General features: G+C 64.4%; 15 protein-coding genes and 1 tRNA gene. 11 read left to right on the forward strand and 5 right to left on the reverse strand.

Translation table 11 applies throughout. From position 1 onward, the window contains the following. The first annotated feature begins 129 nt into the window (after positions 1-129). Both BRPE64_RS07900 and BRPE64_RS07905 read left to right on the forward strand, forming a co-directional pair. Positions 130-216, forward strand: a tRNA-Leu gene (locus tag BRPE64_RS07900). A gap of 367 nt (positions 217-583) precedes the next feature. After that, positions 584-1,804 carry an MFS transporter gene (locus tag BRPE64_RS07905; protein ID WP_016345558.1) on the forward strand — a complete coding sequence of 407 codons (1,221 nt, stop codon included), beginning with the start codon at positions 584-586 and terminating at the stop codon, positions 1,802-1,804. 105 nt (positions 1,805-1,909) lie between these two features. Here BRPE64_RS07905 and BRPE64_RS07910 read toward each other — a convergent pair whose 3' ends face one another. Beyond that, positions 1,910-2,338 (reverse strand): helix-turn-helix domain-containing protein, encoded by a 429-nt coding sequence (locus tag BRPE64_RS07910; protein WP_232519168.1) that lies wholly within the window; start codon positions 2,336-2,338, stop codon positions 1,910-1,912. A gap of 405 nt (positions 2,339-2,743) precedes the next feature. Here BRPE64_RS07910 and BRPE64_RS07915 point away from each other — a divergent pair, with 405 nt between their 5' ends. From BRPE64_RS07915 to BRPE64_RS07955, 9 genes are all read left to right on the forward strand, one after another. Then, on the forward strand, positions 2,744-5,248 hold the full coding sequence (locus BRPE64_RS07915) for an acyl-CoA dehydrogenase (protein ID WP_044041385.1): 2,505 nt from the start codon (positions 2,744-2,746) through the stop codon (positions 5,246-5,248). 67 nt (positions 5,249-5,315) lie between these two features. Next, positions 5,316-6,743: a 3-oxoacyl-ACP reductase gene (locus BRPE64_RS07920; RefSeq protein ID WP_016345560.1), complete on the forward strand. Its 1,428-nt coding sequence runs from the start codon at positions 5,316-5,318 to the stop codon at positions 6,741-6,743. Between the two features lie 25 nt (positions 6,744-6,768). Next, a complete protein-coding gene (locus tag BRPE64_RS07925; RefSeq protein ID WP_016345561.1) occupies positions 6,769-7,677 on the forward strand; it encodes a MaoC family dehydratase in 909 nt (302 codons plus the stop codon). After that, a complete protein-coding gene (locus tag BRPE64_RS07930; protein ID WP_016345562.1) occupies positions 7,674-8,984 on the forward strand; it encodes an acetyl-CoA C-acetyltransferase in 1,311 nt (436 codons plus the stop codon). Before BRPE64_RS07925 ends, BRPE64_RS07930 begins: the two co-directional genes overlap by 4 nt. 58 nt (positions 8,985-9,042) lie before the next feature. After that, on the forward strand, positions 9,043-10,830 hold the full coding sequence (locus tag BRPE64_RS07935) for a long-chain-fatty-acid--CoA ligase (protein ID WP_016345563.1): 1,788 nt from the start codon (positions 9,043-9,045) through the stop codon (positions 10,828-10,830). A 15-nt stretch (positions 10,831-10,845) separates the two neighbouring features. Continuing rightward, positions 10,846-11,754, forward strand: coding sequence for a DUF1571 domain-containing protein (locus BRPE64_RS07940; protein ID WP_016345564.1), 909 nt, complete (start codon positions 10,846-10,848; stop codon positions 11,752-11,754). Between the two features lie 193 nt (positions 11,755-11,947). After that, positions 11,948-12,190 (forward strand): hypothetical protein, encoded by a 243-nt coding sequence (locus BRPE64_RS07945; protein WP_044041386.1) that lies wholly within the window; start codon positions 11,948-11,950, stop codon positions 12,188-12,190. A gap of 84 nt (positions 12,191-12,274) precedes the next feature. Continuing rightward, positions 12,275-13,063, forward strand: a complete 789-nt coding sequence (surE, locus tag BRPE64_RS07950; protein ID WP_044041387.1) for a 5'/3'-nucleotidase SurE — start codon at positions 12,275-12,277, stop codon at positions 13,061-13,063. Between the two features lie 130 nt (positions 13,064-13,193). After that, positions 13,194-13,655 carry a DUF2147 domain-containing protein gene (locus BRPE64_RS07955; protein WP_016345567.1) on the forward strand — a complete coding sequence of 154 codons (462 nt, stop codon included), beginning with the start codon at positions 13,194-13,196 and terminating at the stop codon, positions 13,653-13,655. An 86-nt stretch (positions 13,656-13,741) separates the two neighbouring features. Here BRPE64_RS07955 and BRPE64_RS07960 read toward each other — a convergent pair whose 3' ends face one another. The 4 genes from BRPE64_RS07960 to odhB form a co-directional block, all read right to left on the reverse strand. After that, a complete protein-coding gene (locus tag BRPE64_RS07960; protein ID WP_269765226.1) occupies positions 13,742-14,104 on the reverse strand; it encodes a transposase in 363 nt (120 codons plus the stop codon). 159 nt (positions 14,105-14,263) lie between these two features. Next, a complete protein-coding gene (gene zapE / locus BRPE64_RS07965; RefSeq protein WP_016345569.1) occupies positions 14,264-15,361 on the reverse strand; it encodes a cell division protein ZapE in 1,098 nt (365 codons plus the stop codon). Between the two features lie 91 nt (positions 15,362-15,452). Further along, positions 15,453-16,892, reverse strand: a complete 1,440-nt coding sequence (lpdA, locus tag BRPE64_RS07970) for a dihydrolipoyl dehydrogenase (RefSeq protein ID WP_016345570.1) — start codon at positions 16,890-16,892, stop codon at positions 15,453-15,455. Between the two features lie 97 nt (positions 16,893-16,989). Then, a complete protein-coding gene (gene odhB / locus BRPE64_RS07975; protein ID WP_016345571.1) occupies positions 16,990-18,291 on the reverse strand; it encodes a 2-oxoglutarate dehydrogenase complex dihydrolipoyllysine-residue succinyltransferase in 1,302 nt (433 codons plus the stop codon). Between the last annotated feature and the right edge of the window lie 96 nt (positions 18,292-18,387).

An 18,387-nucleotide genomic window follows, 5' to 3' on the forward strand; every position in this document is an offset into this window, starting at 1 on the left:
ACCTAATCACAGTTAGGTGGCTTTTTTCTTTTTATGCGGAGACTCTGTTCTTGTCGCGGGAAGTTGTAAGACTTTTCGGTTGACACGGTTTCCCGACCCGCTAAAATAGCGGGCTTGCTGTACCCCTTGGCCCAGGTGGCGGAATTGGTAGACGCACTAGGTTCAGGTCCTAGCGGTGGCAACACCGTGGAGGTTCGAGTCCTCTCCTGGGCACCAAGGTCCTTCTTTCGCGAGACGCATTAAATCGCGCATCGCCTATAAAACCCCACGCACAGACGTGGGGTTTTTCGTTTTCGCACCCTTCAACATCAATTCGATTATCTTTCATTCGCGATTCGATTTCTCATTCATCGAATCGCAAATGAATCGGTTCCGTATTGTCGAATTCAAACTGCGCATAAGTTCCATCCGAATTAATCGACTCGTTTAAGCGGCCTATTAAATCGCGTTCTACACTGTTTCGTGCGTGCGGCCGCAGCACGGCGCGCACCGCCCCTACGCGCGGTTTGTTTTTTGCTGAACCGCAGAATAAGCCGCAAATCGACATCTCGCCAATCCATTCACCGAAACGGAGAATAAGGCAATGAGCTGGACGCGCGAACAGAGAAACGTCACGGTAGCCGCATATCTGGGCTGGACACTCGACGCATTCGATTTCTTTCTGATGGTCTTCGTATTGAAGGATATCGCGGCCGAGTTCAACGTGAAAATCCCGGACGTCGCTTTTGCGATCACGCTCACACTGGCGATGCGCCCCATCGGCGCCTTGATCTTCGGGCGGCTCGCCGACAAATTCGGCCGTCGTCCCACGTTGATGATCAACATCGCGTGCTATTCGCTGCTCGAACTGCTCTCCGGCTTGTCGCCGAATCTCATGACGCTGCTGATCCTGCGCGCTCTTTTCGGCATCGCGATGGGTGGCGAATGGGGCGTCGGCTCCGCGCTGACGATGGAAACCGTGCCGCCCAAATCGCGCGGCTTCGTCTCGGGACTGCTGCAGGCGGGCTATCCGAGCGGCTATCTGCTCGCATCGATCGTCTTCGGCGTGCTGTATCAATACATCGGCTGGCGCGGGATGTTCTTTGTCGGCGTGGCGCCCGCGCTGCTCGTCATGTATATCCGCGCGCACGTGCCCGAGTCGCCCGCCTGGCGCGCGATGGAAAAGCGCAAGCGCCCCGGCCTGCTCGCCACGCTCAAGCAGAACTGGACGCTCTCCCTCTACGCGATCGTGCTGATGACCGCGTTCAACTTTTTCTCGCACGGCACGCAGGATCTCTATCCCACGTTCCTGCGCGAACAGCATCACTTCGATCCGCATACCGTGTCGCTTATCGCGATCGTGCTGAATATCGGCGCGATCGTCGGCGGGCTGTTTTTTGGCTCGCTGTCGGAGCGCATCGGACGGCGGATGGCGATTTTCATCGCCGCGCTGATCGCGTTGCCCGTGCTGTATCTCTGGGCGTTTTCCTCGGGCCCGGTCGCGCTCGCAATCGGCGCGTTCCTCATGCAGATTTCCGTGCAGGGTGCCTGGGGCGTGATTCCGGTGCATCTGAACGAAATCTCGCCCGACGAAATTCGCGCGACCTTTCCGGGGCTCATGTATCAGTTGGGCAATCTGCTCGCCGCCGTGAATGCGACTTTGCAAGCGTCGATCGCCACGTCGCACGACAACAACTACGGCATGGCGATGGCGATTGTCGCGGGCATCGTCGCCGTGGTGATCGCCGCGTTGATCTTCTTCGGCCGCGAGCGCCGGGGAATCGACCTGACGCGTGCGGCGCAGGAAGTCCGGGCGACCGGCTAGATCGGCTAGATCGACTGGTACGGAAAGATGGACGCGGGCCCCGCGCCCCGGCGGGGTTCACCTCCATGTGAGTTTTCTCGTTCGATGTCGCCTCAGATGCGGTGACTACCCTTCCGCGTTCCTTCGGAAGGCCAGCGTCCGCAACAAGTCGGGGACGTCGGTGCCACACGCCATCCCGGCCACGCGCCGACGCTCGCGCCACCATCGACGCAACGTGCTCTCAGACAAGCCGAGTTGTTGGCTGATCGCGCGAATCGGGACACGTCGCTCAAGACAGGCCAAGGCCAAATAACGGGCCACCGGCGTAATGCGTCCCCGGGCGTCGCGGTAGAGCGAAAAAGCTCCGCTGGGATCCGGCGCATGAATGCTCGCGAGCAATTCCGTATCCAGCGGGACGGGCACGTAACAGCACGCACCGCTTGCACGAAACAGTTTGAAAACCACTTCGCCTTCAAGGGAAGCGTAATCGGCGTACGGGGCTTCGACAGGCATCGCTCCGATATTTAGCCTGACTAATTGATCTGCATATTTCAAAGTAACCTATGCTCCTCGGACCACGTGCACGTGCAGGTGGTCACAACAAAGAGCCAGCCCGTTGTGACTTGCTGTAGTGAGATCCGGCAAGAACGAACCACAGCGCCCTTTGATCCCCGCCCCGCGCGGGGATCGAGATTTCGTGGCGTCGCGCAGGCGCTCCGACTCCGCACCCGGCATCCCAATCAAGCAATTTTTAGCTTATTCGATTCAACCTTGTACCGAGGTTTTCCGCATTCGAGATGTCTTCTTGCGCGATCCGCCGATCGTTTCGTTGCGCTATTAGGCCGCAACCAGGGCGCAACTGCGCGCGCTTGAATTAGAGGTATGCGTCGAGACGAGCGGCACGTCGCGTGCTCGCGGCTGTGTATCCTCGTGTTCTAAGCCACTCGCTGGAGTTCCGTGATGCCTGCTCTCTACGTCATCGGCTTCCTCCTTTTTGCCGGCGCGCTCGCCTTTCTGCAGGCGCCCGCGCTCGCCTGGCTCGGCGTCCTTGCGATCTGGGTGGCGCTCGGGCCGGTCATCGGCGTGACGGGCGCACTCGGCACAACGCTGCTCGCGATCGTCTTCGTGCTTCCGGCGCTCGTGCTCGCCGCAAAGCCGCTGCGCCGCGCGCTGATCAGCCGCCGTGTGTTCGCCGTGTTCCGCAAGATCCTGCCGGAGATGTCGCCGACCGAACGCGACGCGATCGAAGCCGGCACGGTCTGGTGGGACGCCGAACTCTTTTCGGGCCGTCCGCGCTGGGACACGCTGCTCGCCCACGGTGCGCCGGTGCTGACGCCGGAAGAACGCAGCTTCATCGACAACGAATGCGCGCGTCTGTGTGAACTGTCGAACGACTGGGACACCACGGCGATCTGGCAGGATCTCTCGCCGCAAGCGTGGGCTTACATCAAGGAACACGGTTTTCTCGGCATGATCATTCCGCGGCAGTACGGCGGGCGCGCGTTCTCCGCCTACGCCCACTCGCAGGTGATCATGAAACTGGCGACGCATTCGTCGGCCGCGGCTGTTTCGGTGATGGTGCCGAACTCGCTCGGTCCCGCCGAATTGCTGCTGCATTACGGCACCGAAGAACAGAAAAACCACTACTTGCCACGGCTTGCGCGCGGCGACGAAATCCCCTGCTTCGCGCTGACGAGTCCCTACGCCGGATCGGACGCCGCCGCGATTCCCGATGTCGGCATCGTCTGCCGTGGCTTGCACGAGGGCCGCGAAACGCTCGGCTTTCGCGTCACGTGGAAGAAGCGCTACATCACGCTCGGGCCGATCGCAACCGTGCTCGGCCTGGCCTTCCGCGCGCTCGATCCGGAGCATCTGCTCGGGGACGACGCCGCGCCCGGCATCACCTGCGCGCTGATCCCGACGAATCATCCCGGCGTGCATATCGGGCGGCGTCACTGGCCGCTCAACGCAGTGTTCCAGAATGGCCCGAACTGGGGCACGGACGTGTTCATCCCGCTGGACTGGGTGATCGGCGGACGCGCGCAGGTCGGGCGCGGCTGGCGCATGTTGATGGAGTGCCTCGCCGCCGGGCGCGCGATTTCGCTGCCGTCGTCGAATGTGGGCATGGCCAAGCTCGCGGTGCGCGGCACGGGCGCGTACGCCGCGGCGCGACGGCAGTTCCGCACGTCGATCGGACGCTTCGAAGGCATTCAGGAAGCGCTCGGGCGCATGGGCGGCAATCTGTACGTGATGGACGCGGCGCGCCGCCTGTCCGCGCAGGCCGTCGATCTGGGCGAGAAACCTTCGGTGATTTCCGCAATCGCCAAATATCACATTACCGAGCGCGCGCGCGGCGTGATCAACGACGGCATGGACGTCGTTGCCGGCAAGGGTATCTGCATGGGACCGTCAAATTTTCTGGCGCGCGCGTATCAGCAGATGCCGATCTCGATTACCGTCGAAGGCGCGAACATTCTCACGCGCTGTCTGATCATCTTCGGACAGGGCGCGATTCGCTGCCATCCGTACGTGCTCAAGGAAATGGCCGCGGTCCGGGAGCCGGATCACGCCCGCGCGCTGCGCGATTTCGACGACGCCTTCTTCGGCCACGCGAGTTTTCTCGCCGCCAACGCGGTGCGCAGCGTCGTGTACGCGTTCGGCGGCACGGCGCTCATGCGCAAGCCCGCGCGCGCCGATGCCCGATTGGTTCGCTATTACCGCGCCGCCACGCGTCTGTCGAGCGCGTTCGCGCTGTTCGCCGATGTCTCGATGCTCGCGCTCGGCGGCGAGCTCAAGCGTCGCGAGCGTTTGTCGGCGCGGCTCGGCGACATCCTCTCGCAGTTGTATCTGCTTTCCGCGACGCTCAAACGCTTCGAAGACGACGGCCGCCCCGAAAGCGACTTGCCGCTCGTGCGCTGGGGCACCGAGGACGCACTGTACCGCGCGCGCGTCGCGTTCGAAGGTCTGCTCGCGAACTACCCGAATCGCGCGGCGGCGGCGTTTCTGCGCGCCGTCGCTTTCCCGTTCGGCCTGCCGCATGCGCCGAGTGCCGATGCGCTCGGCAGCGAAGTCGCCATGTTGATGCAAACGCCCGGCGACGCCCGCGATCGGCTCGTCGCCGGTTCGCACGTGTCGGACTTCGACGACGATCCGATCGCGCGCGGCGAGAAGCTGCTCGCGCTCACGCCCGCCGTCGCCGCGCTGGAAGCGCGTCTGCGCGACGCCGTGAAAGCCGGCCAGAGCGCGCCGCTGCCGCAAAATCCGGACGAGATCGATGCTTGGGCGGAGACCGCCGCCGCGCGCGGTTTGATCGACGAAACCGAGCGCGCGCTGCTGACCGAATGGGCGGCGCATGCGCGCGAAGCCGTGAAAGTCGATGATTTTTCCGCAGACTTCGGTATCCTCGAAGCATTGCAGAAGCGCAGCGAGGCGCTCGAGCGGCAATTGCCCGAAACAGTCGCCTGACCGGGTACGCGCGCCGCAGCAATCGAGCCCGAGCTTGCGCCCGCCCGACGACCGATCATCGCCATCGATGAAAGACCGCTATCTCGACTTCGTCAACTCGCCTTTCGGCACGAGCATCGCCCGCTCGCTCGGGCTGCCGCGTCCCGAGACGCTGCGCCGCCAGCGCGCGGATCAGGCCGAATTCGGCGGCATGGCTGCGATCGGCGCGGGGCCGTCGCCCGCACTTTTCGACGATTTGATGGGCACGCTCTCGGCCATCGGCATGACGAGCATCGCGCACGAGAGCGCGTCCGGCTGGCTGCCCGTTGCCGCCCGCCACGGTGCGATGAGCGGCCGCTTCGAGCCGCGCACGCACGACGCGGCCGCCCACGACCGCGTGCAAGCGCTGATTTTCGACGCCACCGGCATCGACGACGCCGGCCAGCTGCATTCGCTCTATGCCTTCTTCCACGACGCCTTGCGCTCGCTTGGCAAGAACGGACGCATCGTCGTGCTGGGGCGGCCGCCCGCCACGCGCGCGAGCGTAGCGGCATCGACTGCGCAATACGCGCTCGACGGCATGACGCGCTCGCTCGGCAAGGAAGCGCGCAACGGCATCACGGCGAATCTGCTGCGCGTGACCGAAGGCGCCGATATCGACTCGGCGCTGCGCTTCTTTTTGTCGCCGCGCTCGGCCTATGTGTCGGGTCAGAGCGTGAGCATCGACTATCCCGCCGTCGCGCCCGAAAGCTGGGCGACGCCGCTCGCGGGCAAGCGCGCGCTCGTCACGGGCGCGGCGCGCGGCATCGGCGCGTCGATTGCGTCGGTGCTGGCCGCGCACGGCGCGATCGTGACCGGCCTGGACGTGGCCGCCGCCCGCGATGCGCTCGACCAAACCATGCTCTCGATCGAAGACAGCGCGCCGTCGGGCGGCGCGCACGCGGCGCTCGTCGCGGACATCGGCGCGCCGGAAGCGCCGGTCGAGATCGCGGCGGCGCTGCTCGCGTCGGGCGGCATCGATATCGTCGTGCACAACGCGGGCATCACGCGCGACAAAACCATCGCGCGCATGAGCGGCGAAATGTGGGACAGCGTCATCGACATCAATCTTCTGGCGCAGGCGCGCATCGATGAAGTGCTGCTGGCGGAAAACGTGCTGCGCGCGGGCGGGCGCATCGTGGCGGTGTCGTCGATCAGCGGCATTGCCGGCAATCGCGGCCAGACCAACTACGCGACTTCGAAATCCGGCGTGATCGGGCGCGTGCACGCCATGGCGCCGGCGCTGCGCGAACGCGGCATCACGATCAACGCGGTGGCGCCCGGTTTCATCGAAACGCACATGACGGCGCGCATGCCGTTCGGCGTGCGCGAGGCCGGCAGACGGCTCAACTCGCTGGGACAAGGCGGCCTGCCCGTCGATGTCGCCGAGACCGTCGCGTGGCTCGCGAGTCCGGGCAGCGCGGGCATCACGGGCAACGTGGTGCGCGTGTGCGGCCAAAGCCTGATCGGCGCATGACGGAGACATGAGGAGCCCAGACCGCATGCACGCATCGACCCTGCCGCGCGCCCGCACCGTCGTCATCGACACCCTGCCGCCGCCCGCGAAGCTCTACGGACGCGCGCTGCCCGGGCTCTTCAGGCGCACGCGCTCGCAGGAACTGCCCGCGCTGCGCCTCGTGCGCCCCGACGTCAGGCTGGACGCCGAGCATATCGGCCGTTATGCGCGCGTGTGCGGCTTCATTCCCGAGCACGGCGTGCCGCTCACCTTCCCGCACGTGCTCGCGTTTCCGCTGCATCTGATGATGCTGACCGATCCGTCGTTTCCGTGGTCCGCGCTCGGCGTCGTGCATCTCGCCAACAGCGTGCGGCTGCGGCGGCCGCTTGCCGCGGGTCAGAGCTTGCGCATCGAGGTGGAATGCGGGCCGCTCGTGCCGCATCAGAAGGGCCACGCGTTCACGCTGCATACGCGCATTTACCGGCGCGGCGAAGCCGTGTGGGATGGCGACAGCATCTATCTGAAACGCGGCGCGCGCAGCGAAAGCGCCGCGCCTTCCACCGTATCCGATGCGCCCGATATCCCCGCGCGCGTGCCGCTGCTCGCCCGCGAAGCGCGCTGGCAATTGCCGCCGCAGCTCGGACGCGACTACGCGAAGGCGTCCGGCGACTTCAATCCGATTCATCTGCATATGCTCACCGCGAAGGCGTTCGGCTTTCCGCGTGCGATCGCGCACGGCATGTGGACGCTCGCGCGCACGCTGGCGGCGCTGCATCCGGTGAAAGCGCTCGCCACGGGATACGCGCACGGCGACTTCAAGACGCCGCTCTACCTGCCCGGCGACGCGACACTCTGGAGCGCCGCGCCCTCGCCCACCGCGCGCGATTTCGAAGTGCGCGATCTCGCGGGCGACCGTCCGCATCTGCGCGGCCATTTCGAATGGGAGTTGCCATGAGCATCGTCGGCGGCGGCGGCGTGCGGCGGGTGGCGATCGTCGGCAGCAACCGCATTCCATTCGCGCGCTCGAACACGGCTTATGCGAGCGCATCCAATCAGGACATGCTGAGCTTCACGCTGCAAGGACTCGTCGATCGCTTCGATCTGCACGGCATGCGCCTGGGTGAAGTCGCGGCGGGCGCGGTCGTCAAGCATTCGCGCGATTTCAATCTGACGCGCGAAGCCGCGCTCTCGACCACGCTCGCGAAGGAAACGCCCGCCTACGACGTGCAGCAAGCCTGCGGCACCGGCCTCGAAACGGTGATTCTGGTCGCGAACAAGATCGCGCTCGGACAGATCGATGTAGGCATCGCGGGCGGCGTCGATACCGCGTCGGATGCGCCCATCGCCGTGAACGAGCGCATGCGCAAGATCCTGCTCGAAGCGAATCGCGGACGCTCGGCGGGCGCGCGCGTCGGCGCACTCGCGAAGCTGCGGCCCGGCATGTTCTTCAGGCCGCTGTTGCCGCGCAACGCGGAGCCGCGCACCGGCCTCTCGATGGGCGAGCATTGCGAGCTGATGGCCAAACGCTGGAAGATCGCGCGCGAGGCGCAGGACGCGCTGGCGCAGGAGAGTCATCGCAAGCTGGCGGCGGCGTATGGGCGCGGCTTCTTCAACGACCTGATGACGCCGTACAAGGGCCTCACGCGCGACAACACGCTGCGCCCCGATGTATCGCTCGAACAGCTCTCGCAACTGAAGCCGGTTTTCGATCGCGACGCGGGCACGCTCACCGCAGGCAACTCGACGCCGCTCACCGACGGCGCATCGGCCGTGCTGCTCGCGTCCGAGCAATGGGCCGCCGAGCGTGGCCTGCCGGTGCTGGCTTATCTCAGTTACTCGGCGAGCGCCGCCGTCGATTTTTTCAACAAGCGCGAAGGCCTGTTGATGGCGCCCGCCTACGCCGTGCCGCCGATGCTCGCGCGCGCCGGGCTCGCGCTGCCCGACTTCGATTTCTACGAGATTCACGAGGCGTTCGCGGCGCAAGTGCTATGCACGCTGGCCGCGTGGGAAGACGACGAATATTGCCGCACCGCGCTCGGCCTGAATACGCCGTTCGGTTCGATCGAACGTGCGCGCCTGAACGTGAACGGCAGTTCGCTCGCGACCGGTCATCCGTTTGCGGCGACGGGCGGACGCATTGTCGGCACGCTCGCCAAGATGCTCGCGAAAGCGCCCGCGCGCAGCGACGGCAAGCCGCTGCGCGGATTGATCTCGATTTGCGCGGCCGGCGGCCAGGGCGTCGTCGCGATACTCGAGCGTTGAGTCGGAAAAAATAAGGCGCGCCGTCGACGAAAACGCGGCGCGCCAACGGAGACACCACATGAGCCCGGGACAGGCAGCGCCGCGCGGGACGATCGAGCCGCACGCGACCGACTGCATCTGGTACGCGTCGTATCCGCCCGATGTCGCGCGCGAGATCGATCCGTCGCGCTATCGCTCGCTCGCGCATTTCTTCGACGAATGCGTCGGGCGTTTCCGGGATCGCGTCGCGTTCGTGAGCCTCGGCACCGAGATGCGCTTTGCCGCGCTCGGCGACAAGGCGCATGCGTTCGCGTCGTATTTGCAGGCGTGCGGCGTGAAGCCCGGCGACCGCGTCGCGCTGATGATGCCCAATACGCTCGCCTACGCCGTCGCGTTGTTCGGCACGCTGCTCGCGGGCGCGATCGTCGTGAACGTGAATCCGCTCTATACGGTGCGCGAACTGAGCCATCAGCTGAAGGACAGCGGCGCGCAAACTATCGTCGTGTTCGAGAATTTCGCCAGAACGGTGCAGAACGCGCAGCCCGGCTCGCGCCTCAGGAATATTGTCGTGACCGGGCTCGGCGATCTGCTCGGCGACGGTCTCAACCTGAAAGGCCGCGCTATCGACCTGATCCTGCGTCACGTGAAAAAGCAGGTGCCCGCGTACTCGCTGCCCGATGCCGTGCGCCTGCCGCAAGCGCTCGCGCGCGGTGCGCGCCGCCCGTTCGACCCGGTGCGCATCGGACACGGCGATATCGCGTTCATCCAGTACACTGGCGGCACCACGGGCACCGCGAAGGGCGCGATGCTCACGCATCGCAATGTCATCGCCAACGTGTTGCAGGCGTTGGCGTGGGCGCGCGGACGGCTCGTCGACGAAAAAGAGATCGTCGTCACGCCGCTGCCGCTCTATCACATTTATTCGCTGACGGTGAACGCGCTCTCGTTTCTGAGCATCGGCGCGCGCAATGTGCTGATTGTCAATCCGCGCGATATCCGGGCGCTCATGCGCGCGCTGCGTCATGAAAACTTTACGGCAATCACCGCGCTCAACACGCTCTACAGCGCGCTCATGGACAACGAAGCCTTCCGCACGCGCGACTTCTCCGCGCTCAAGCTCGCGATGGCGGGCGGCATGGCGACGCAGCGCGCCGTTGCCGAGCGCTTTCGCGCGATGACGGGCCAGACGCTCGTCGAAGGCTACGGGCTCACCGAATGTTCGCCGCTCGTCTGCGCGACGCCGCTTGATGTGCGCAATGCGCTCAATGCGCCCGATGCGCCCGATAAGCACGGCCCGCACGCATTCGATGGAACGATCGGCCTGCCCGTGCCGTCTACTTACGTGCGGATGCGCCGCGACGACGGCACGTGGGCGGATATCGGCGAAGCGGGCGAACTCTGCGTGCAAGGCCCGCAGGTGATGAAAGGCTACTGGAATCGCCCGGAAGAGACGGCGAAAGTCATCGACGGGAACGGCTGGCTCGCGACCGGCGACATCGCCGTGATGGATGCGCGCGGCGTCATCCGGCTCATCGATCGCAAGAAAGACATGATGATCGTGTCGGGCTTCAACGTGTATCCGAATGAAATCGAAGACGTGCTCGCGGCGCATCCGAAAGTGCGCACAGTGGCCGCGATAGGCGTGCCCGATCCGGTGACGGGCGAGCGCGTGAAAGTGTTCGTCGTGAAGCGCGACGAATCGCTTTCGGTGGAAGAACTGCTGAAGTTTGCTCGTTTGCACCTGACCGGCTACAAGGTGCCCGCGTTCGTCGAATTCCGCGATTCGCTGCCGCAGACTACGATCGGCAAGGTGCTGCGGCGCGAATTACGCGATGCACATGAGGCCGGTTCGAAACCGCAAGATTAGCTTCGGGAGAAGCACATGCCGCGTGCGCGACACCGCTGGGCCTCGGACTTGCGGTTCGCCTGCGCGAACCTGTGTGCATATGTCGCGTTCGCGGCCTGCCCCGCGCTCGCCCAGACATCCGCCGACGAACCGGTCAGGGCGGCGCCGCAGACATCCGGCATCGGCGGGCTCGGCGTCGCGCAGCAAGTGCAATGGCTTTTGAAAGCCGCGGCGAGCGGCACGCTGGCGAAACTCGACGACGCGCAAATCGTCGCCCTCTTCCGCGCCCTCGACCCGGGCACGCTGCCGCGCTACTTGCAGGAAGGCCTGAGCGGCTACGCGTCCTACGAGTTCACGATGTGGCGGCGCGAGCGCATCAAGGGCAAGTGGCCGAAGCGCGCGGATCACATGCTCGTGCGCGTCACGCGCGAGCCGCTGCGCATCTACGCAAAATGGCTGCCCGATGGCGCGCACGCGGGCCAGGAAGTCATCTACGACGATTCCAAACGCCCCGACGAACTCTACGGCCATCTCGGCGGCTTTTTGGGCGTCGTGCCGATGTGGGCATCGGTGAACGGCGCGCTCGCCCGCGCGCAGTCGAATCATTCGATCCGCGAGCTTGGTATCGAGGCGATGACCCAGCACTTCATCGACGAAGGACACAAGTTCGCCGAAGCGGGCATCACCAAGCCGACCGATATCGACGTGAAGATCGTGCATGGCGTGCGCGTCGTCCTGCTGACGTACGAAACGCCGACCGGGCAGCCCGAGTTCTACGCGAAGAAGGAAGTGCTCGGTCTCGATCTGGAGCGCCCGCTCATTCGCACGCTCGAATCGTTCGACAACGACGGCAATATTTTCGAAAGCGTCGCGTTCGAGCGCGTCGAGCCCAAAGCCTTCGACGATCTGACGTTCGACCCAAAGAATCCCGACTATCGTTTCTGACCGATGCACTCAATGAAGCGCCCGCTGACGACGTGACACGCGATGTAACAACCGGCGGACGCGCGCACCGCGCATTTTAAGTTTCGCCTAAGAGTCGGCCGATAACCTGCCCGCACTCCATCGACATCAAGGTCAGCGCACCGCATCGAATTCTGTGCGCCGCATATCGTCATGTAATTTGAGGAATTCGGTCATGAATCTCCGCCGTCCGGCTTCGGCTCCCGTGCGAGCCATCAAAAGGCTGTTGAGCCATCACGAAATCGCCACGCTGCTGTTGCTGTTTCACGCGCCCATCGACGCGATGGCGGCCACGCCCGATGTCGCCTCGCTGCAGGAATACGGTTACGTCGAGATCGTCTCGCCGGATGCGGGCGGCCCGAAAGTGCGCCTGACCGAAGACGGCAACGCGGTGCTGCGCGGACTCGGCGTCAAGTGAGCTGACAAGTCGTCAGACGCTTCGATACGCGGACTCTGTAATAATTGGTCGATACCTTTCATTATCGACCAGGAGTGATTCGCGATGTCCGCCCTTGAACCCATCGTGCAACGTGTGCTCATCACCAACGACGACGGCATCGACGCGCCCGGCCTCGCCGTGCTCGAAGCCGTTGCGGCCGAACTCGCGCACGAAGTCTGGGTGATCGCGCCCGAACACGATCAGAGCGGCACCTCGCATTCCATCAGCCTGCATTCGCCGCTGCGCGTGTCGCGCAAGGGCGAGCGGCGTTTCGGCGTGCAGGGCACGCCCGGCGACTGCGTCGTGATGGGCGCGCGCCACATCATGAAAGACGCGCCGCCGACGCTCGTGCTCTCCGGCATCAACCGCGGCGCGAATCTGGGCGTCGAGACGATGTTCTCCGGCACCGTCGGCGCCGCGATGACCGGGCTGCTGCTCGGCCTGCCGTCGATTGCGCTCAGTCAGACTTTCCGCGATCGCGAGAACGTGCGCTGGGACACCGCGCGTGCGCTCGCGCCGGGCGTGATCCGTCAGTTGCTCGCCATCGCCCACGACGCGCCGACGTGCCTTAACGTCAACTTCCCCGATTGCGATGCGTCCGCCGCCGGTCCGCTCACCGTGACGCGGCAAGGCGTGGGGCTGGTGGAAGGCATCGACGTGGTCGCGGAAGTCGATCCGCGCGGCATCGACTATCACTGGCTGCGTTTTCAGCGCGGCCCGCGCCCGAATTCGCCCGATAGCGAGACGGCGGCGATCGCGGCCAAACGCGTGTCGGTCACGCCGCTGCACTTCGAGCGCACCGACGAGCGCACTTTCGCCACGCTCGAAGCGGCACTGAAGCGCGGTCTTTAAAAGACGCGCGGCGACGCTAGAGCGTTTCCTCCCAAACGCGGCAATCGGTTTCTCGTATGCTGAGTCGGCCCGGCGCCGTCGCCAAGCGCGCCGGGCAAACCGATCACGATCAAAACAAGGAGACAAGAACATGACCCGTTCCATCGGCCGGCGCGGCGCGCGCCTCGTGGCGGGCGCGCTGGGCGCCCTGCTTGCGGCGAGTGCGCTCGCGCAATCGGCGACGCCCGTGGGCACCTGGCAGACCATCGACGACCAGACGGGCAAGCCGAAAGCCGTCATCCAGATCGTCGACGACGGCGGCCAGCTCTCGGGCAAGGTCGTGCGCGGCATCGGCGAATTCGATCAGCCCGAACGGCGCTGCACCGCCTGCACCGACGAGCGAAAAGATCAACTGGTCAAGGGAATGACGATCATCACCGGCATGCGGCAGAACGGCGATACGTGGGACAGCGGCCAGATTCTCGATCCCGAAAACGGCAAGCTCTACAAATGCAAGATGAAACTCGAAGACGGCGGACAGAAGCTCGTGGTGCGCGGGTATATCGGCGTGTCGCTTCTCGGGCGGTCGCAAACCTGGGTGCGCCAGCCATAACGAATTGCGCCGAACAAGCGAAAAAGCCGGCCGCAGACAGACGTCTGCGGCCGGCTTTTTTCAGGGCGAACGCGCCAACCTCAGGCTTACGCCGCGCGACGCTCCGGCATGTTCTCCGGCTGGATCTCGACATTGCCGAGCCCGAGTTCCGCCGACACACGCATGCGCGATGTCATCAGCGCGTAGAGCGACTCTCCCGCCGGACCGAACAACTGGCTCATCACGCGCAACAGTACGCCCGATTCGTGCCACGCCTTGAAGCGCCGATGGCACGTTTGATAGGACGGGTACTTGCGGGGCAACGTGGACCACGACGCGCCGCTATACATGACCCAGAGCACGCCGTTGAGCACGGCGCGCGTGTTCGCGAGCGGCCTGCCGCGTAACTCCGTGCGCGGACGCAGTTCGGGTAGCAGAGGGGCAACCATCTGCCATTCCTCGTCAGACATGTCGCGATAGGGCTTCACTAGATTCTCCAATTTGCTGACTGATAACCGGTATCGACAATACCGAGTACCGGAATGCCCGCAAATCAGATCGCTCCGAATCCTGAAAAAGTCCGAGAAGCCTTATGCCGTTTGGCTATCCGCCGATTTTTGATTCTCGTATTAGGTCAGCGAAATATCCGCGACGCGCCGCGGCGCCTCCAGATACTCCTTCGACTGCATTTCGACGATGCGCGACACCGTCCGCGCGAACTCGTTGGCCATCGGTCCTTCGACATACAGCTCTTCCGCGGGCACGGCCGCCGACATCAGCAGCTTCACTTTGTGGTCGTAAAAGACGTCGATGAGCCACGTGAAGCGGCGCGCCTCGGACGCCATGCGCGGCGTCATCTGCGGCACATCCGAGAGGATCACCGCGTGAAACCGGTTCGCAAGCTCGAGATAATCGTTTTGCGAGCGCGGGCCGCCGCACAGGGTCGCGAAATCGAACCACACGACGCCGTCCGCGCGGCGCAGCGCCTTGATCTCGCGCTTTTCGATATGCAGGATCGGGCTTTCGTCGGGCACTGCCGCGAGCTTCGCGAAATCGGCGCGCAATGCCTTGTCGGCGGCGGCGCCGAGCGGCGTGTGATACGCCTGCACCTGCGAGAGCGTGCGCTTGCGGTAGTCGGTGCCGGCATCGACGTTGAGGACGTCGAGATGCTCCTTGATCAACTCGATGGCCGGCAGCAGCCGGTCGCGATGCAGCCCTTCCGGATACAGCGTGTCGGGCTCGTAGTTGGACGTCATCACGAACTGCACGCCGTTCTTGAAAAGACGGTCGAGCAGTCGATACAGGATCATTGCGTCGGCGATATCGGAGACGTGGAATTCGTCGAAGCAGATCAGCCGATATCGCTTCGCAATGCGCCGCGCGAGTTCGTCGAGCGGATCGGCCTGCCCTTTCAACTCCTCCAGTTCGCGATGCACTTCGCGCATGAACTCGTGAAAATGCAGCCGCGTCTTGCGCTGCACCGGCACGACCGCATAGAAGCTGTCCATCAGAAAGCTCTTGCCGCGCCCGACGCCGCCCCACATGTACACGCCGCGCGGCAAATCCGGATGCACGAGAAACTTCTTGATCGCATTGGAGCGGCGCGACTTGTACGCGACCCACTCGTCGAAGCAGCGCTGCAGCCGCATGACCGCCGCGAGCTGCGCCTCGTCCGATTGATAACCCCGCGTGCGCAGTTCGTTTTCGTAGTATTCGGTGACGTTCATGATGCCGCGTCTGGTGTGCTTGAAAGTGACGAAGGCGAGCGGTTTGACCCGCTCGCCTTCGTTGCGATGCCTTGCCCGAAGCCGAGCCGTCTTACATGTTCAGCGCGCGCTTGTCGACCGCGAGCGCCGCTTCACGCATCACTTCCGACAGCGACGGATGCGGATGGCAGATCCGGCCGATATCTTCCGACGCAGCCTTGAACTCCATCGCGACGACCGCTTCCGCGATCAGATCCGACGCGTCCGCGGCGATCACGTGCACGCCGAGGATTTCGTCGGTCTTCGCGTCCGCGATCATCTTGACGAAGCCCTCAGCCTTGCCGATGCCGAGCGCGCGGCCGTTGGCCATCATCGGGAACTGACCGGTCTTGATCTCGCGGCCTTCGGCCTTGAGCTGCTGTTCCGTCTTGCCGACCCACGCGATTTCCGGTTCCGTGTAGATGACCCACGGCACGCAGTTGTAGTCGATATGCGGCTTCTGACCGTCGATGATTTCCGCCACCGCCACGCCTTCGTCTTCCGCCTTGTGCGCGAGCATCGGGCCGCGCACCACGTCGCCGATGGCGTACACGTTCGGCACGCTCGTCGCGCAATGGTCGTCGACGTCGATGAAACCACGCTCGTTGGCCTTCAGGCCGATGCTTTCCAGACCGAGATTGTCGGTGTTCGGCACGCGGCCGATCGACACGATCAGGCGATCGGCTTCCAGCGTTTGCGCGTTGCCCGTGCTATCCGTGTAAGCGATCGACACGCCCCCTTCGTTGCCCTGCAACGTCTTCACTTCGCCGATCTTCACGCCGAGATGAATGTCGAGGCCTTGCTTTTTGAACTGCTTCGCGGCTTCCTTGGCGAGCGATTCGTCCGCGGCGCCCAGGAATTGCGGCAACGCTTCGAGCACGGTGACGTCCGCGCCGAGACGACGCCACACCGAGCCGAGTTCCAGACCGATCACGCCCGCGCCGATCACAGCGAGCTTCTTCGGCACGGCGTCGAACGACAGCGCGCCTTCGTTGTCCGCGACGATCTTGTTGTCGACCGGAATGTTCGGCAGATGACGCGCCTTCGAACCCGTCGCGATGATCACGTTCTTCGCGGTCACGGTTTCGGTCTCGCCTTCGCCCGACACTTCGATCTGCACGCCGGCAGCATTCTTGCCGGTGAACTTGCCGTGACCCTTGAGCCACGTGATCTTGTTCTTGCGGAACAGGAACTCGATGCCCTTCGTCATCTTCTCGACGATGCCGTCCTTGCGCGCCAGCATCTTCGACACATCGAGCTTCACGTCCGACACGCTGATACCGTGATCGGCCAGATGCTTCGACGCATTTTCGAATTCTTCCGACGACGCCAGCAGCGCCTTCGACGGAATGCAGCCCACGTTCAGGCACGTGCCGCCGAGCTTCAGCGCGCCGGCCGGGTTCTTCCACTTCTCGATACACGCAACCGACTTGCCGAGTTGCGCTGCGCGAATCGCCGCGATATAGCCGCCCGGGCCCGCGCCGATCACGACGACATCAAATTCCTTGGACATGACTTTCCTTTGGTCTGACTCCGCTCTTGCGGAGCGTGCCTTGCATGGCGCGCGCGAGCCTATCGCGCGCGCCACTCGGCCGTTCTAGCGTTGATGCTTACAGGTCCAGCAGCAGACGGGCCGGATCTTCCAGCGCGTCCTTCATGGCGACCAGCGACAGCACGGCTTCGCGGCCGTCGATGATGCGGTGGTCGTACGACAGCGCGAGGTAGTTCATCGGGCGGATCACGATCTGGCCGTTTTCGACGACCGCGCGTTCCTTCGTCGCGTGCACGCCGAGAATGGCGGACTGCGGCGGGTTGATGATCGGCGTCGAGAGCATGGAACCGAACACGCCGCCGTTCGAGATGGAGAACGTGCCGCCGGTCATGTCTTCGATCGACAGCTTGCCGTCCTTCGCCTTCTGACCGAATTCGGCAATCTTCTTTTCGATGTCGGCGAGGCTCATTTGATCTGCGTTGCGCAGGATCGGCACCACCAGACCGCGCGGCGAACCGACTGCGATACCGATGTCGAAGTAGCCGTGATAGACGATGTCGTTACCGTCGATCGATGCGTTCACCAGCGGGAACTTCTTGAGCGCGTGGACGGCGGCCTTCACGAAGAACGACATGAAGCCGAGCTTCACGCCATGTTCCTTCTCGAAGCGGTCTTTGTACTTGTTGCGCAGATCCATGACCGGCGCCATGTTGACTTCGTTGAACGTCGTCAGGATGGCGTTGGTTTGCTGCGATTCGAGCAGACGCTCGGCGATACGCGCACGCAGACGCGACATCGGCACGCGCTGTTCCGGGCGATCCTTGAGCCATTGATCGGCCGATGCGGGCGCGGCCACCGGCGGCAGCGAGGGCTTCGCGGTGCGCGCGGGCGCGGGTGCAGGAGCCGGAGCGGCAGCCTTCGCAGCGGGCGCGGACGCGGAAGCGGCGAGCGCGTCACCCTTGGTGATGCGGCCGTCACGGCCCGAGCCTGCGACCTGGTCGGCGGAGACGCCCTTCTCGGCCAGGATCTTCGTTGCGGCCGGCGACGTTGCGCCGCCCGTCGAAGCCTGCGCGGCGGCGGCCGGAGCAGCGGCGGCGGCAGCGGCGGGTTCCGCGACCGGCGCGGGTTTCACTTCTGCGTCGCCGGCGGCGGCTGCGGCGGGTGCTTCGCCGGCCTTCGCTTCGGTGTCGATCTTCGCGATGATTTCGTCGGCGGTGACGATATCGCCGTCATGCTTGATTACTTGCGCGAGCACGCCGGCGGACGGCGCGGGCACTTCGAGCACGACTTTGTCGGTCTCGATTTCGATAAGGATTTCGTCCTGGGCGACAGCCTCGCCCGGCTTCTTCTTCCATTGCAGCATGGTCGCTTCCGAGACCGACTCGGAAAGCTGGGGAACCTTGACTTCTACGATAGCCATTTCAGTATTGTCCTGATGCGTGTCTGTATGTGTACGAGCGAGGTGACCGGGGACGCCGTTTTCAAGCTCGGCTCGCCCGGTCCCATCAAGCAACGA

Source organism: Caballeronia insecticola (genome assembly GCF_000402035.1).
Classification (GTDB): domain Bacteria; phylum Pseudomonadota; class Gammaproteobacteria; order Burkholderiales; family Burkholderiaceae; genus Caballeronia; species Caballeronia insecticola.